The following is a 16,822-nucleotide window of genomic DNA, read 5'->3' on the forward strand; positions in this document are numbered from 1 at the left end:
GATGTTTATCGTTCAAACGCCAAAGGCCGCTCATGTTAGCGGCCTTTTCATACACAAGTGATGATAACAGAGAGGATAAAACGCTTACACCAAGGCTTTTTCCAGCGCCTGCGACACATCGGCGATGATATCGTCGATATGTTCAATGCCGACGGAAATACGTATCAGATCTTCAGACACCCCAGCTCTAGCAAGTTCATTCGCATCGAGCTGTCTGTGGGTGGTGCTAGCAGGATGACAAGCTAGCGATTTAGCATCACCGATGTTCACTAAACGCAAAATCATCTTCAGGGCGTCGATAAACTTGCCACCAGCAATTTTCCCTTCCTCAGGTGTAGCCGCTTTAATGCCAAAACTGATGATCCCAGACGCTTTACCGCCAGTGATTTTTTCGCAATTCTCACGGAAAGGGCTACTTGGTAGCGCGCCATAATTAACCCAACTTACCGAAGGATGCAGTATCAAATACTCGGCTAACGCGAGCGCATTAGCACAGTGACGTTCCATACGCAGACTCAGCGTTTCAAGTCCTTGTAACAACAGGAATGCACTATGGGGTGAAAGTGCTGCCCCCGTATTACGCAGCGGCACCACACGACAACGTCCAATAAAGGCCGCGGGGCCAAAGGCTTCGGTGTAGACCACGCCATGGTAGGAAGGATCGGCTTGATTTAGCAGCGAAAAACGTTCTTTATTCGCCACCCAATCGAATTTACCCGAATCGATAATGATCCCGCCGATGGTTGTACCATGGCCACCAATGTATTTAGTCAGAGAGTGAATAACGATATCGGCACCATGCTCAAAGGGACGGCATAACACAGGGGTCGCCACGGTATTATCCACAATCAGCGGCACCCCATGTTTATGGGCAATATCGGCTAAACGTTTAAGGTCGACAATATTACCGGCGGGGTTACCGATAGACTCACAAAATAACGCCTTGGTTTTGGCATCGATTAAAGCTTCAAGTCCTTCAAAATCATCAAAGGCCGCCATCCGCACTTCGACTCCTTGGCGCGGCAGCGTATGGGCAAACAGATTGTAAGTACCGCCATAGAGCTGGCTGGTGCTGACGATATTATCGCCAACCTGAGTAAGAGCTTGAATCGCATAGGTAATAGCCGCCATGCCAGACGCCACAGCAAGCGCACCGATCCCGCCTTCAATGGCGGCAAGACGCTGCTCAAGTACGCTGGTCGTTGGATTCATAATCCGCGTATAAATATTGCCAGCGACTTTTAAGTCAAATAAATCAGCACCATGCTGGGTATCATCGAAGGTATAGGACGTCGTTTGATAAATAGGTACCGCAGCAGCTTTAGTCGTTGCCTCAGACTCATATCCGTGGTGTAACGCCAGTGATTCAAGTTTCATTTTTGCTTCCTTCCCCTGAAAAATTCCCAACCATTGCGCCTAAGCCAACACAAACATTGGGGGCACTTTGCGAAAATAGACACTAAAACCGCACAAGATTTGTGCACTGCACCCAAGCTACCAGACGGCCATCTAGAAGTCTAAACATTTTTATACATAGTGCTTTAAAATTTAACAGCTGCAATTAAAGAACAAGTATTTTGAGTAAAATAAGTTTTATCCAGTTATCCGTTATTATATTGTTATTAATATGACAATCATTTTCAGACTTGCTTTATTTTTTTAGTTGGCCTATGGTATGGACAGTTTATTAATCATTAACTCTGTTAGATGATTAATTTAATCTTAAAATTATATGGAGATGTAGCCCGTGTTAAAAAATGCATTTTCATTACTCAGACTTAAGTCAGCTTGGTTAATGCTGAATACACTTGATTATTTATCCCGCGCGGCACGCCTGCCCGCGCGGCACGCCTGTCTCTTAAATTCCCAGTTTAAGCCGAGTGCTACTCGCACTCGGCATCTGATTACCCACATTTCAATTTATTGCTCCTATTTTTATGCTGGGGCTTAGCTGTTATCTAGCTCATATTTGGGGTAGCTATGTTTTATTCTTTTTTTAGTAATCTATTTCAGTCTTTTATGTTGAAAACAGAAACCTATTACTTGCAAAACAGTTTTAATGCCTCATTACGCCCCACCGCACTGGCGGCGGTGATAGCAAAGCTCGATCAACTTAAAAGTGAAGAAACCCTAGATAAAGTGACCGTTGGGCGTGAAGTGCTCCTCGTTAATCAACAGGATCAGCAGGAGTATCGTATAGAACTGGTATACCCACCTAGACACAAACCAAGAGCGGGTCGCTACTCTGTCATTTCCGATTTAGGTGTGAGCTTACTGGGCCGAACCAAAGGTGAATATGCTGAGGTAAATATTTTAGGTAAGCCCGTGCTGTTTATGGTGAAGGATATTTCACTTAGCAAGAGACAACCTAAAAATTAACGGCAAAACTAACAGCATTAGAATAAAGCATGTTCAAATTTCAGTGGCAACATGCTTTTAGGTCGCTATTTGCGGCGGCATCTAGCACAGGCATAAAAATATATTGGAGGATACGATTTTGAAGTTATTGACTGGCCGCGAAATAAATTAATAGCAGAGAGCTAACACTTACTCCTCTTAAAAACTTACTAAGTATGGCAGCGCTTATGTAGAAACCATAAAGAGGTCAAAGTGTTTTATCTCGCTCAGAATGCTTTAAATTATTCAAATTTATCGATAGATTAATTTGAACTAACTGTCGGTGAGAATGCGGCGCTACACTCGATAGTTTGACTTTACTTAATCTCATTTTAGTTAGGAGTATTTTCCATGAGTAAAGAAAAAGCGAAAAAACCGCCGATGAAAACCTTAAAAGAGAAGCGACAGGATAAGCGGAATCGCCAAAAAGCCTCCGATTAATGCCTGTTATAAAAATCCCTTAAATCCTCTCTTTTATGACATAGGGTGCGGCAATAGCCGCGCCCTATTTTTATGCCAGCTGGCGGCGATATTGCTCGGGTGAGTATTGAGCATATTTTTTAAACATCACAATATAGGGTGAAGTTTGGTTATAGCCCAATGTCAGGGCAACTTCTTTGATTGATAAGCCTTCACGTAGCAATTGCAACGAATAAATAAACTTATGTCGCTGACGCAATTCAGTAAAACTCATTCCAAGGCGGTCTTGGCAACGCCGAGCGAGTGTGCGTTCTGTGGTATGTAATTCACTCGCCCAGCTTTTAAGACTTATTTGACTGGCTGGCTCGAGTTCAAGTTGCTGCAAAATAGGTTGCAACAGTTTATCGGTACTCGAAGGCAAAAATTGTGGCTGCGCCTGACCTAAGATTAACTGGTCAATTAACACCTCAACCAAACGTTTATCCGCATCCGTTTGTGCAACACGCACCTGTCGCTGGCGGAGATCGTTCACTATTGCCTGCGCTATCGGCGTCACCGCAAGTAAACAAGTTTCATCAGGAAAAACCTGCGCCCGACAGGCAACAATATTCAATGAGCAATAATGGATACTGCGGCGGGTGTAACTCTCATGCTCTACGCCTGCTGGCACCCAAATCGCATATTGGGATGGCGACAAAAATCGTTGTCCAGCCGCATGCAACTCCATAATGCCACCACTGATCAGCTGTAATTGCCCCCAAATGTGGCTATGTTTTGGTGTAATGGTATTGGGCAGAAAGGCTTCATAGTTGAAGAAAATATCTGCCACTGGCGCTTGCTCAGAATTAAGTGGATGGTAAACAGGGTGCATCGTACTCCTAAAACTCGACTTTACATCCAATCAAAACATCGATTGATGCGGTGGTTGTCTATTGAGGAACTGACATTGTCTTTTAAGCAATATTTATATCATAAAAGACCAGCAATAATAGCGACTATCTATGACAGCACGTTTGCCACTTGGCATCGGCTCGTTTCCCCCAATGAAGACTGACCTATGTTGTATTTATTTCCACTACTCGCCGTAATGATTTGGGCGGGTAACGCCATTGTTAACAAACTTTCCTTTGGAATTATCGCCCCTGAAGACATTGCCTTTTATCGCTGGTTTTTTGCCATGCTTGTGCTTACCCCTTTTATGCTCAAACCCGTCTTGAAAAAACGTAGAACAATCATTCCTCTACTACCGAAATTAGCGACCTTAGCCGCCTTAGGAATGGTATTAAACCAAAGCCTTGCCTATTTTGCCGCCGCGACGACAACCGCCACCAATATGGCATTAATCAACTCGATAGTGCCTATGGTAAGCCTGTTTTTGGCGGTACCTTTACTCAAGCAAAGGCTCTCGCCATTAGTTTTTGCTGGCAGCCTAATCTCACTGCTGGGCTTAGTGTTTATGCTAAGCCACGGGGATATGGCTAATCTGGCGATAGGGGTTACTGAGGGGGATTTATTATTACTTATCAGTGCGTTTGTGTACGCCCTTTATGGGGTACTGCTAAAACGCTGGCAGCTACCGATATCGACGTGGGAATCAGTGTATATTCAGGGCATTATCGCTGTGTTGATGTTAACTCCGCTGCTGTTTACTGCGCCAAGCGTCACGATTAGCAGCCAAGCTGCACCACTTATTGTGTATGCCGCCCTTGGTGCATCACTCATCGCCCCTTGGGCGTGGATTAATGGCATTAGCAAATTGGGCGCCGAACGCACCAGTATTTTCTTCAATCTAATGCCAATTCTGGCGGCTATATTTGCGGCGATAATCTTAAATGAGACCTTAGCCATTTATCACTACCTTGGCGGTTCAATGGTTATCTTGGGGGTAATGTTAGTGCAGATAAAGCCCAAACCTAAAATATCAGCCCTAAGCGCCTGTGCTGATTAAATCGACTCAATAGCCCCATATCAGTGGGGCTTTCCTACGATGATTCTCCTTAATTGTCTGTTGTTACTGCAAACCACAAAATAGCGACTAAGCTATTTAATAAGCAATTTTGTCAGTACGTTATGGAGTACCCTATGTTTAATAGTATTCGAGTAAAGTTTTCGCTGATGTTTGCCATTATGGCGACCGCCTTGATCGTTATGGCAATTACTGATGCTATGCAAAGCCGCTCAACTCTTAAGCAAATGCAGGAGTTTAGTCAGTTATTTAATCCTGCGATTTCAGCCATTCTCAACGCTGACCGCGATCTCTACCAAGCACAGCTAAGTGAAGAAGTGTTACTCAGATCCGATCTGGGTAGTGACAGCCGTAAAAGCGAAATAGATAACTGGCAAGAGAATGTCGATCAGGCCCGCGATCGAATGGGGGAGTTTAAAAAACTCTTGCAGGATCATGCCCCAGTATTGCAATCCACCAATGGCTTTGAAGCACAGTTTTCGCTCTGGTATCAAGCCTCATCTGACGTGATAAATGCAGTAAAAAATAGTCAGTTTGACCTAGCAAGACAACTACACGAAAGCAAATCCAAAAAAGAGTTTAAAGCCCTAAGAAACATCTACAATACCGCAGGTGAAGCCGCCGACAATCGCGTTAAAGAACTGGATTTACAAGCCACCGAGCAGGCTACAGCCCAAACTCAAATGTCAGTTACGATCGCTACGCTTGTCGCTATTGTCGCCCTCGTGATTGCCTACTTTGGCCCTAAGATTATCGTCAACGCGATTCAAGACATTACTAATAGAATTAATGACATAGTCGATGGTGATGGCAACTTAACCCAACGAATTCCTATCACTCGCCAAGATGAAATTGGCGAACTGGCCAATGCTTTTAACTTGTTCGTTGCCCAGCTGCAACAGATGGTAATCGCCATTATCAGCCAAACCAAAGATGTGAGCCATACTGTTGAAAACCTAGCGACTAAATCAGCTACTACCATAGGGATCAGCCACGAGCAGGAACAATTTGTCGACACCATAGTTACAGCCGTAAATGAAATGAGTGCAGCGGTAAGGGAAGTGGCCAGCAACGCCCTGCATACTGCTACCGAAATCACTAAGGTCAATGATCAGACTATTGAGGGGAAAAAAATCCTCACGCAATCGGTGCATCATATTCAGCAATTGTCTGAATCGGTTAAAAATGCAGTCGCTGTTATCGAAAAGCTCTCCGTCAACTCCGCTAATATTGCCTCGGTACTAGATGTGATCCGCTCAATTGCGGAGCAAACTAATCTGCTCGCTCTTAATGCTGCCATTGAGGCTGCTCGTGCTGGTGAACAAGGGCGTGGTTTTGCGGTGGTCGCCGATGAAGTACGTACTCTGGCGAGTCGTACCGAAACGTCGACTCAAGATATTCAGAGCATGATCGAAGAATTGCAGCGGGGCGTTAATGATGCGGTGAAGAGTATTGAATCAGGCGCCAGCCTCACCCATTCGACGGTTACCCTTGCCAGTCAGACACAAGATGCCTTAGATCAGATCCTAAATTCCACTTCTAAAGTCAGTGAGATGTCGACTCAAACCGCGACCGCAACAGAAGAACAAACCCACGTCACTGAGGAAATCAATCGTAACTTGACCGAACTGTCTGATAAAACAAGATATTGCAACATAGTGATCCAAGAAACACAGCAAATAGTGGTCAATACCCGAGCCATTTGTAGCAATCTACAAAAAGAAGTCTCACGCTTTAAAGTCGCTTAAAGAGAGGCATTTGAGATACTGGCCAAGCCCAAAAGGATTGGCCTGTTTTCATTTAAAACAATGGCTTGAAGAGAATAATCCGATAGGTACATCAAACTGCGGCACGTCAACCACACCGCCTTAGTACCGAGCATGTTTAAATATAACGGTTAACAGACTAACTGGCCGCCGAGCTGATTAATTTTATCTTTTGCAGCTTTAGCTGAAAGATAACCTGCCACCTTGGTTAGTGCATCTGCACGCCATGCGAAAGGCGCTTGAACGCTAACAACACGCTCATTAGACGCATCAAAGCTCATCATATCGACATTACCTGTCGGCAGTAATAATGCTGGACAACCTAGGCTCAATTGCTGCGAAACTCGTGAGCTTGCCAGAGCCATATTGCGGACTGTTATCTTCTGGCTTAATCCATTTGAGCCTCGACAAAGCACATCCAAGGAGGCAGAACCAAATACTCGCAAGTCCCCTCCCGCATTGACCCAACCACCAGAAACCCCTGCACGACGTAACTCACTTACTGCCATATCAACCGCATACCCCTTTGCGATACCGTCAAAAGTAACAATAAATGGCCGAGCTAACCGCGCTTGGTTCCCTTTAATTTCAATATCTTTCCAATCGCCCTGCAAAAGTAGCGGCATACCAAGGTAGCAAGGTAACGCCCCGCGAGACATCATTTCACCACCAATGGTGCAATTAAATAAGTTGTCGCTGGCTTTACCAAACCACTTGGCTAATTTAAATACCCTTAGACTATCTTGGCTTAGGGTGACCCAATGGCCAGGCTGACGGTTTAGAAGATTTAACTCACTATCTTGCTGATGAAAACTTAATAAACGTCCAATTTGTGTAATGCGAGAAAAAGCCGCAGTAATCGCAGCTTGAATGGCTTGCTCATCGAGTGTTGGTTGGCTGGGTTCTTCAACTACCGATTCGACTGCAATTTCAATTAACGTGCCCAGTAATGGCTTAGCTCTTCGTATCACGATGCTGCTGGCTATGTGAGGTGTGGATGAAGGATCACCGTTTTACCGCATCTGGTTACTAACAGCAAGAGTGGCCTTAGTATGTTATGCGAAAAGATACCCGCAAAATTAAAATGTTAAAAACTAACATAACTCCTCACACTCTCAGCACGTAGTACTGTGTCAAAAACAACAGAAAACCTAACAACACCGAATCGTACACCAACTTAAGATCCACTAAACTGTATCAGCGGTGGAGGAAGAAATAGCCCCCTATTGCTATATTACTGAGTAATCCACATTTAGCATTGGCTAACAACAACCAGTAAATCATTAATAGAATAATTTTAATATACTGTTTATTAAGATTAAAAATTAAGACAAACCACGATTTAAACCTCTTTTTAACGAACAGATTACAACGGAAGTAAAAACATCTAGACGTCTAGATTGACAGTAAATTGGCAATCCAATATGCTTGGCACCAAGTTGCTAGGATATGATGCCAAGGCGACATAGATTTAGAGCGAGTTTGACTGCCAAGGAGCACGCAGACAACCCGCCGAGTAAAAGAGAAATTACATTGAGTCAATCAACCCAAACCACTGCACCGAGTAACCCGGCATCATTTGTTGCCCTATTACCCTTATTCGTTTTTTTAAGTCTGTTTATTGGCGCAGGCGTCTATTTCCAAAGCCAAGGTGTGGACTTTGCTTTCTATCAATTACCGAGTGTTATCGCTATTCTGCCGGCCATTATTTTGGCTTTGGTGCTATCAAAGCAAAAATTAAATCAAGCCATTGATACCTTTATTGGTGGAATTGGCCATAGCAATATTATTGCCATGTGTTTAATTTACTTGCTGGCTGGCGGCTTTGCGGCGGTAGCGAAAGCCACTGGCGGTGTCGATGCAACCGTAGCCTTAGGTTTATCTCTTATTCCCTCAAACCTATTACTGCCAGGCTTTTTTGTGATTGCCGCCTTTATTGCAACGGCCATGGGTACCTCTATGGGCACGATCGCCGCCGTGGCACCTATCGCCTTAGGCGTTGCCGATCAGGCACAAATTGATTATGCCCTGATGGCCGGCGCCGTGATGTCTGGCGCACTGTTTGGTGATAACCTCTCAATTATTTCGGATACCACGATTGCGGCCACTCGAACTCAAGGCTGTGATATGAAAGATAAATTCCGCGAGAACCTGATTTTTGCCATCCCAGCTTCACTGCTGACCTTTGTTGCCTTTGTCATCGCAGGACAAGGCCAAGCCGCTCTAGCCGCTCAAGATATCGACTTTATTAAGGTGATTCCTTACCTGACGATTCTAGTATTAGCAGTTGCAGGACTAAACGTATTTGTCGTCTTAACCTTAGGCATACTGCTTGCGGGTGCCACTGGCTTGCTGACGATGGACTATGGCGTAATCCAATTTGGTAAGGATATCTACGCGGGCTTTAGCAATATGCAGGAAATTTTTATCCTGTCGATGTTAGTCGGTGGTTTAGCCGCGCTGATGCAGCAACAAGGTGGTTTAGCCTTTGTGAGCAAACAGATTGAAAAGCTCATCACCCGTTTCTCAAAAGCTCAAGGCGAAGCCTCATGCCGCGCGGCAGAATTAGGGATGGCGGGAATTGTAGCCGTGACCAATAGCTGCGTTGCTAACAATACGGTGTCGATTGTTGTCACTGGTGACATTGCGAAAGATCTTGCAGAAAAACACGGCGTAACACCTAAACGAGCTGCCAGTGTACTCGATATTTTTGCCTGTATTATCCAAGGGTTAATACCCTATGGTGCACAAGCGCTGTTAATCGCCTCGACATTTAGCATCACACCGCTAGCAGCCGTGTCCCATGCATGGTATTGCATGATCCTCGCAGCAGTAGCCATTGCAATTGTCATTTTCCGTAAACGCCACTGATGTAGTTAAGTATCACAAGGTTTATTGAAAGCAACACAAAACAAAGGGAGCCACTTGACTGGCTCCCTTTGTTTTAAAGGTTAAAAATTTACCATTATTTAGAATACTTGCCATCATGAAGGGATTCAGGCAAGTTACACCCGATTATTCAACCTTGCCCCTTAACCCACACCACTATTCATTAAAAACCAAATGAATCCAAGACAGCGTGAACCCAGTTTTTACGATTTACATCGCCTAATCACTTGGTTGATTGTGGGAGCCGCACTGCTCAGTGCGATAGGAGTGATGGTCGCGCTGTATGGACAATACCAAACCATGGGCGTTAGCGCCCTATTTATCCGCGCCGATTTTTTAGGGGACTATACCCATTCGCCCCTTGCCTATGTGTTTAATTTAGGATTATTGGCCGCAGGGATTTGCATGCTGATCTCAATGGCTGGGCTGTACTTACTCAAGCTCGATAGCTTTAGCCAATATATTGCACTCACAGGAGTTTGGGTTGGCACTTCGGTGATTTTGATGGGCATTTTTCCGATTAACTTTTTAACCATGCATAGACTGGTTTCCACTAGCTATCTCTTAAGCACGCTAACCTTGCATGCCTTAGTGATTATTGCCGGAGTCGTTCCTAAATTTATCTGCCCAAGGCCCTTGTTTTACTTGAGTTTATTAAGTTTTATCAGCGCTATTAGCCTGAGTTTACAACTGGATTGGAGCCAACTGGATTTTCCGCCCTGTGATATAGACAATCATTTCTGTTTGGTTAGTACCAATATGTGGCTGCAAACGAACCTCAATATTATTTGGTGCTTAAGCCTTGCATTTGCGATGCGTCGTTTATCCAAAATCCTGTATTATCGCGCCCAAGTCCATCACCCGTTTTAACTTAATTATTTATGCGTCTAGCTAAATACCTTGCCCAATGTGGCCTCAGTTCACGCCGAGAAGCCTGCCGCTTAATTGAGGCAGGACGCATTACGCGAAATGGTAAGATTGCCACACATCACGACCCAGTCCAGCTCGATGCAGATGGTCAATGCCTTGATAGTATTTGCTTGGATGCAAAGCCTGTATTAGGCAGCGAAACTCCTACCTATTGGCTATTCAATAAGGCCGTAGGTACAGATTGCCGTTTACTCAAAGACGATAAATCCAGCTTGCTCCACTTACTGCCACCAACACCAAGACTCTACCCCGTCGGCAGATTAGATAAGGATTCCCGCGGATTATTGCTGCTCACTAACGATGGCGAACTCACCCACAAACTGATGCACCCCAGTTTTGCCCACAGTAAAACCTATCATGTGCAGCTAGAGAGGGCCTTCACCGATGAGTTTATTAAGCTAATGGCCAGCGGCGTAAAGTACAAAGAGGTAGATACTCTCCCCTGTAACGTTCGTAGGCTTAGTGAAGATAAATTTGAAATAGTGCTGATCCAAGGCTTAAATCGGCAAATTCGGCGGATGTCCAGCGCCTTAGGTTATAAGGTTATCGATTTACAGCGAGTGGCCTTAATGACACTCAGCCTTGAAACAGTAAGCGAAGATAATTGTACAGAAAGCAAAGCAGCAACAAACACACTAAACACTCTACCAGAGGGAGAAATGCGACCGCTAACACCCACTGAAATTACAACGCTAAAAGCCGCACTAGCGATATAGTCAGATGAGGTGTGGTAACGAATCTCAGACCAATGTGACGTTACGCCCCATAAACCATTTATTCAGCTAAAAGATTTTACACTGTGCAGCGCTAACGAGGTAACCTGAGCTCGGGATAAGTAGAGCCGCTGAATAGGCATCTTTTCGGGCCTCTGTGCGTTGCTCTGTCTAACCATAGCTCGCGATGCCGTACGACTGAGCGCCTTGATATACGCAAAAATCTGCGCACTCAGTCAGAAAGAAAAGATTTTTCCTTTCAAAAAAATCATTTATAGCATTGATTTAGTTTGTTAAATTTAGATTTTTTCGACACTCGTTACCCCGAGTTCAGGTAAGGTAAATTATTATGCTTTCAACATGTGAGTGGTTTATTGTGAATTTGGGTGATGCGCTTATATCACAATCAACATTAAGCGCACATCAATATCACCTAACCAAAGTTTATCAACAAGCTGGTAGCCCTGAGAATCTGCTGGCAGTATTTAAACATGAATCCCAAGATCTCCATTGCCACATAAAGCTATTTCTTACTTCGGAATTTCAAGAATTAGCAATGTTAGATGGCGCCGTAAGATGCGTGAAACCTAATTTTAGCGGTACTAGCTATTTGGCGGGCAATCCTAGTTATATGCTCCAAAAATAGTGAACAACTACACATAGAGGCTATACAGCACCCGTATTGCCAGCAGAATCAATACCACACCAGAAAGTTTATCAATCAAGCCCGCTTTTTCCCGCAACTTAGGCAATACACTCGAATGGGACAACACTAACGCAATTAAGGTGTACCAGAGCCCATCAACTACCAGTGGTGTTAGTACGATAAGTGCTTGACCTGTAAAACTATCTGCAACCATCACAAATTGGCTAAACAGCGCTAAAAAGAACAGCATAATCTTAGGATTGAACAGGGAAATCGCGATACCATCGCGCGCCGCTGTAAGTGTATCCGTCGCCTCCCCCGCCGTAAGTTTTGCCTGCATGCCACCGTTTGAGCGTAATGCTTGGATCCCCATCCATGCCAGATAGAGCGCGCCTAAAATCGCTATCCCATTAAAAACCAAAGGCGCATTTTTCAGCATTACCGCAAGACCAAGTAGCGTGACTAGCGCATAGACCCCTATGCCAATCGAGTGCGCCCAAGCACACACAATCCCTTTCCCGCGACCACCGCCTAAAGTATGACGCACGACCATCGCCAAACTCGGCCCAGGGGACATAGCGCCCAAGCAACAAATCGCCAATAGTCCCAACCAAGTACTAAAGCTCATTTTCAACCCTTTAAAGCATAAAAAGGCCCTCAAAAGGGCCTTCACAGGAGTGGCAGTTTAACACTGGCCTAGCAATACGGTCACTCTCATTTCACCCCGTTGGGATGATAAAAAGCGCGAATATCTTGCACCAGTTGCGCAAGCGATGCAGGCTCTACATACATCATATGACCCGCCTTGTAGTAATGCATAGTGACGCGGCTATTATCAATGCCGTTATCGGCAAAGGTATTTTCAGTCGCAAAGAAGGGCGTTGCGAAATCAAAATATCCGTTACCGACAAAAATACGCAAGTCTTTATTCTCGCGCTGCGCCTGCCCTAAATAGGGTGCCACATTCACATAATGCATTTGTTTACCGCTAATATTCCAGTTCCAGCCACGGTTAACATCGGTGGAAAGCACGTTGAAGGGGCGTGATAATTTAACCCCTAAATCCTCATACAGATATTGATGGATAGCCGCTGTATAAGCACCATCAATACCATATCCTGACGGGTCGTTATCGGTCGAGTCACCACCACTATCGTAATCTTTGCCAGTATAGCGACTGTCTAACCGCCCGATGGTCAAATCCTGATCCCTGAGCAATTCCTTGGTATAGCGACTCGCACTCACCCGTAAATTTACTCTGTCGAGGTAGGACTCACTCAGGCCCGTAAAACGCGCCAACTGTTTGCGTACAGCTTGATAATCACTTTGCGCTAAACGGCTGCCCTGTAATAGGGCTAAGGCGTAATCCTTAATAGCAAATTGACGCGCCTGTTCGACAAATGCTTCGAGCCCCAAGGCCTTATCGGCATCACTGACTTTATTGTGATAAAACGCAGTCGCCGCCATAGTCGGTAAAAAACCAATGTAGGGTTGGTTGTTACCCGGTTGATAGCGAGCGTGACTAAAGTCGAGAATCGATGAAATCAGCATCACGCCATTGACAGAGATATCGGTCCAGCCGCCTTGAAGTTCATCCACTAATGCCGCGGCTCGCGTCGTACCATAGCTTTCACCGGCAAGGTATTTGGGCGAATTCCAACGCTTATGTTCAATCAACCAACGGCGGATAAACTCGGCAATGGATTGGGCATCTTCTTTTACGCCCCAAAAATCGGTGCCTTTCTTCTCACCAAGGGCGCGGCTAAAACCGGTACCCACAGGATCGATAAACACTAAGTCAGATTCATCGAGTAATGAGTAATCGTTAGCTTCAATCCGATAAGGTGCCGCACCATCATCTTTGGCATCATCGGGCACAATCACGCGTTTGGGCCCAAAGAGTCCCATGTGCAGCCAAAGCGAGGCTGAACCTGGGCCACCGTTAAAAATAAACGTAACCGGACGTTTACTGCTGTCCTGCACATCATCCCTTAAATAAGTAATAGAAAAAATACTGGCCTGAGGCTCACCCTTATCATCCTCTAAAATGGTCTCCCCACTAATGGCTTGATAACTGATCTTCTGATTTTGAATCGTCATTTTATGCTTAGTGGTCACCACCTCTGGCACTAACTTATCCACTTTGGCTTCGCCTTTTTGAGCAGGCTCGGCATGGCCGACCATGGACACAGTAAATAACAAGGGCAGCAACATACTTGCCCATGTTAGCCCTGCGGGCGTTGACTTTTTATTTAGCACTCGCATCAATTATCCTTCCCTTCTGTAGTCATTATTTTGTGGTCTTTTTATTAGTGCACCAGCTTACAAAGACTGTGCACTCGGCGCAAAAGCACAATTGCAACTGAATGCGTCAAAGGTTTAATCGGCTTTTAAAACATAAATTCACGCAGATTTAAGCTGTTAGCCGCTAAGATAGAATGGATTATCGGAAACTTATGTAGGCATCTATGGGCACTATCACTCTCATCAGTCTGGTCATTCTCGCATTACTTGTGGGCGCGATTGGTCTGTTAATCTGGCAACGTAGCAAAGGTAAGCGCATTCCACTGGCGGTGATTTTTGTGTTGGGATTTTTCGCCGTTGGCCTAGGCGGAATTATCGGTTTTGTGCATAAAGGCGAAGATTATCAAGCCTATCAAAAGCTACAGTGGCGCACGCTGGCCCCCGAAAAAATCGCCCCACTGGTCGCCCAAGGCTACACAGTGTTTGTGGATATCACCTCAGACTGGTGCAGCATTTGCCAAACCAATAAGGCTGAAGTCACCCATAGGGAGCAAGTGGTGAATGCACTGATGGCCGACAAGATTATTTTGATGCAGGGAAATTGGAGCGAAGCCGATTCCACCATCGCGAACTACATGCAACATGAAGGAGTACCGGGTACACCTTACAATAAGGTCTATGGTCCAAGGGCGCCTAACGGCATAGTACTACCGTCAAAACTCACCATCGATGCCGTGCTTAATGGCTTAGCTCAGGCTAAAGCCTTGTAATCTATTTTGCTTATTTGGCTTAATCTTCAAAAATGGAGTATTAGAGCGCAATAAAAAAGGCTGCATCGCAGCCTTTTTGCACACTTCAAATCAGTAGAAAGCAATTTTCCGGAAAGGTGGGCAGAAAATCACTCCGTACTCTCAACAGCCGTCTAACCCCAAAACACTATAAAAATAGTTTTATAACTAGCGAGTTACTTAAATAAATATCTTAGCGAAGTAATGCATATTCCCATATAAGGGTAAGCGCACTGGTCTATTTCAACCTTGCCAATAATATTTATGAAACATTTTTATAACAATTCAGCAATTTAAGCCAGCACTAAATAAAACTTTCTATTGATTAAAATATAAGCTTTTTATTATCAACAAGTTAATGGTCAGACCTCTAAGCTAGCCTCAAAACCATTCTATTCAAACATGACAAAGCAACTCGCGATATATCGCGACACGACTCAAGGGGTTATACTCTAGGCACTCATTCGTATTAAGGAATCAACGGAATGACATCAACACAGCCCGCCGTAATGCCCTTGGATAAACATTTTCTGCCAGAGAATCAGTTACTGCTCAATGCCGTGGGTGAAGGCATTTATGGGTTTGATTTAAATGGCAATGCTGTCTTTATCAATCCCGCCGCCGAGCGCATGACGGGCTGGAAGAATGAAGAGTTACTCGGCAAAAATATCCATAATTGCCATCATCATAGCCATGCGGATGGCAGTCATTATCCCCAGGAAGATTGCCCCATCTACAACACCTTAAAGGATGGGATTGCAAGGGAAATTACCCACGATGTGTTTTGGCGTAAGGATGGCAGCAGCTTTCCCGTGTATTACAGCTCTACGCCCGTCTATCGGGACAACAAACTTATCGGTGTAGTCGCGATATTTCGTGACATCAGTATTCAAAAACAAACCGAGCAGTCGCTACGCCAGGCTTTAGCACAGGTTCAAGCTCTGTCGGAGCAACTGGCCAGCGAGAATCATTATCTCCAAGCCGAGTTAGCCGATAAGACTGGCGATGTGGATATTTCGGGCAGTAGCGCAGTGATCCGCCATATGATCCAGCAACTGCATATGGTGGCCAATACCGACAGTACCGTATTGATTTGTGGCGAGAATGGCACAGGCAAAGAGCTGGTTGCCCGCAACTTACATCAACTGAGTCGCCGCAAAGATAAGCCCATGATCAGCGTTAACTGCGCGGCATTTTCAGCCTCACTGTTAGAGAGTGAGCTGTTTGGCCATGAGAAAGGCGCCTTTACGGGTGCGACTCAACAGCGCAAGGGCCGCTTCGAACTTGCCCATCAAGGCACCCTGTTTCTCGATGAGGTGGCCGAATTAAGTTTGGAGGCGCAATCTAAGTTACTGCGAGTGATCCAAGAGCAATCCTTTGAGCGACTCGGCGGCAGCGAAACCGTCAAGGTGAATATTCGCTTAGTCGCCGCCAGTCATCATGATTTACTCAAACGCGTTGAACAGGGCTTATTTCGAATGGATCTCTATTACCGCTTGAATGTCTTCCCAATTCAAGTGCCACCGCTGAGGGCGAGACTGGAGGATATGCCCGAGCTTGTCAGCCATATACTGCACTCCCTTAACCGTAAGCTGGGTAAAAAAATCCGAGGGGTAAGTCAAAAAGGCCTAAAAAAATTAATGGCCTACAGCTGGCCTGGTAATGTGCGCGAATTGCAGAATATCCTTGAGCGTGAGGCTATATTATCTCAAACGGATATTTTACATATCCATGCCATGCCCACGAATCACCTACAGACTCAAACCGCGGCTTCACCATTACAAACCTTGGCCGAGGCAGAAGCACAGCATATTGAGCAAACATTAAAACTGCTGAACTGGCGTATTTCGGGCGCAAACGGCGCAGCCAGTGTACTCGGCGTCCCGCCAAGTACCCTCAGATCGCGAATGAAGAAGCTCGGGATTACACGTCAAATCACTAATGATGAATAGTCTCAAAAACGCGATATATCGCCAATTGACGATATATCGCGACACACATAAAAACCAATCTAATTTAAATCAATAAATATCAAATAGTTAAATGCAAATTATTTTGGCCTA

Annotated in this window: 14 protein-coding genes; 9 read left to right on the forward strand and 5 right to left on the reverse strand. The window is 45.0% G+C overall.

All coding sequences use genetic code 11. From position 1 onward, the window contains the following. Nucleotides 1-84 precede the first annotated feature (84 nt). Nucleotides 85-1,377: an O-acetylhomoserine aminocarboxypropyltransferase/cysteine synthase family protein gene (locus CEQ32_RS11105; RefSeq protein WP_088586015.1), complete on the reverse strand. Its 1,293-nt coding sequence runs from the start codon at nucleotides 1,375-1,377 to the stop codon at nucleotides 85-87. A 603-nt stretch (nucleotides 1,378-1,980) separates the two neighbouring features. On the opposite strand from CEQ32_RS11105, the gene CEQ32_RS11110 reads away from it, so the two are divergent. Then, complete coding sequence (locus CEQ32_RS11110) at nucleotides 1,981-2,379, forward strand: GreA/GreB family elongation factor (RefSeq protein ID WP_037427074.1); 399 nt, start codon at nucleotides 1,981-1,983, stop codon at nucleotides 2,377-2,379. A 529-nt stretch (nucleotides 2,380-2,908) separates the two neighbouring features. On the opposite strand, the gene CEQ32_RS11115 is transcribed toward CEQ32_RS11110, so the two are convergent. Continuing rightward, complete coding sequence (locus tag CEQ32_RS11115; protein WP_088586016.1) at nucleotides 2,909-3,688, reverse strand: AraC family transcriptional regulator; 780 nt, start codon at nucleotides 3,686-3,688, stop codon at nucleotides 2,909-2,911. A 186-nt stretch (nucleotides 3,689-3,874) separates the two neighbouring features. Here CEQ32_RS11115 and CEQ32_RS11120 point away from each other — a divergent pair, with 186 nt between their 5' ends. Both CEQ32_RS11120 and CEQ32_RS11125 read left to right on the forward strand, forming a co-directional pair. Beyond that, nucleotides 3,875-4,765, forward strand: a complete 891-nt coding sequence (locus tag CEQ32_RS11120) for a DMT family transporter (RefSeq protein ID WP_088586017.1) — start codon at nucleotides 3,875-3,877, stop codon at nucleotides 4,763-4,765. 134 nt (nucleotides 4,766-4,899) lie between these two features. Beyond that, nucleotides 4,900-6,531, forward strand: coding sequence for a methyl-accepting chemotaxis protein (locus CEQ32_RS11125; protein WP_088586018.1), 1,632 nt, complete (start codon nucleotides 4,900-4,902; stop codon nucleotides 6,529-6,531). Nucleotides 6,532-6,680: 149 nt separating this feature from the next. Here CEQ32_RS11125 and CEQ32_RS11130 read toward each other — a convergent pair whose 3' ends face one another. Continuing rightward, nucleotides 6,681-7,520: an FAD:protein FMN transferase gene (locus CEQ32_RS11130; protein ID WP_088586019.1), complete on the reverse strand. Its 840-nt coding sequence runs from the start codon at nucleotides 7,518-7,520 to the stop codon at nucleotides 6,681-6,683. Between the two features lie 562 nt (nucleotides 7,521-8,082). Between CEQ32_RS11130 and CEQ32_RS11135 the strand changes: the two genes are divergently transcribed. The 4 genes from CEQ32_RS11135 (at nucleotide 8,083) to CEQ32_RS11150 (ending at nucleotide 11,727) form a co-directional block, all read left to right on the forward strand. Continuing rightward, nucleotides 8,083-9,420: a Na+/H+ antiporter NhaC family protein gene (locus CEQ32_RS11135; protein WP_088586020.1), complete on the forward strand. Its 1,338-nt coding sequence runs from the start codon at nucleotides 8,083-8,085 to the stop codon at nucleotides 9,418-9,420. Between the two features lie 192 nt (nucleotides 9,421-9,612). Next, nucleotides 9,613-10,308 (forward strand): hypothetical protein, encoded by a 696-nt coding sequence (locus tag CEQ32_RS11140; RefSeq protein ID WP_088586021.1) that lies wholly within the window; start codon nucleotides 9,613-9,615, stop codon nucleotides 10,306-10,308. An 11-nt stretch (nucleotides 10,309-10,319) separates the two neighbouring features. Then, nucleotides 10,320-11,084 (forward strand): 23S rRNA pseudouridine(2604) synthase RluF, encoded by a 765-nt coding sequence (locus CEQ32_RS11145; protein WP_088586022.1) that lies wholly within the window; start codon nucleotides 10,320-10,322, stop codon nucleotides 11,082-11,084. 346 nt (nucleotides 11,085-11,430) lie between these two features. Further along, on the forward strand, nucleotides 11,431-11,727 hold the full coding sequence (locus CEQ32_RS11150) for a hypothetical protein (protein WP_037415058.1): 297 nt from the start codon (nucleotides 11,431-11,433) through the stop codon (nucleotides 11,725-11,727). A gap of 7 nt (nucleotides 11,728-11,734) precedes the next feature. On the opposite strand, the gene CEQ32_RS11155 is transcribed toward CEQ32_RS11150, so the two are convergent. Together CEQ32_RS11155 and CEQ32_RS11160 are read right to left on the reverse strand one after the other, a co-directional pair. Further along, nucleotides 11,735-12,355: a LysE family translocator gene (locus CEQ32_RS11155; RefSeq protein ID WP_037421487.1), complete on the reverse strand. Its 621-nt coding sequence runs from the start codon at nucleotides 12,353-12,355 to the stop codon at nucleotides 11,735-11,737. An 86-nt stretch (nucleotides 12,356-12,441) separates the two neighbouring features. Beyond that, a complete protein-coding gene (locus tag CEQ32_RS11160) occupies nucleotides 12,442-13,992 on the reverse strand; it encodes a S10 family peptidase (RefSeq protein WP_226770030.1) in 1,551 nt (516 codons plus the stop codon). Nucleotides 13,993-14,195: 203 nt separating this feature from the next. On the opposite strand from CEQ32_RS11160, the gene CEQ32_RS11165 reads away from it, so the two are divergent. Together CEQ32_RS11165 and CEQ32_RS11170 are read left to right on the forward strand one after the other, a co-directional pair. Further along, nucleotides 14,196-14,741, forward strand: coding sequence for a thioredoxin family protein (locus CEQ32_RS11165; RefSeq protein ID WP_037427092.1), 546 nt, complete (start codon nucleotides 14,196-14,198; stop codon nucleotides 14,739-14,741). A gap of 503 nt (nucleotides 14,742-15,244) precedes the next feature. After that, nucleotides 15,245-16,711 (forward strand): sigma-54 interaction domain-containing protein, encoded by a 1,467-nt coding sequence (locus tag CEQ32_RS11170; protein ID WP_088586024.1) that lies wholly within the window; start codon nucleotides 15,245-15,247, stop codon nucleotides 16,709-16,711. The last annotated feature ends 111 nt before the right edge of the window (nucleotides 16,712-16,822 follow it).

It is taken from the genome of Shewanella sp. FDAARGOS_354, assembly GCF_002209245.2.
Lineage (GTDB): Bacteria > Pseudomonadota > Gammaproteobacteria > Enterobacterales > Shewanellaceae > Shewanella > Shewanella xiamenensis.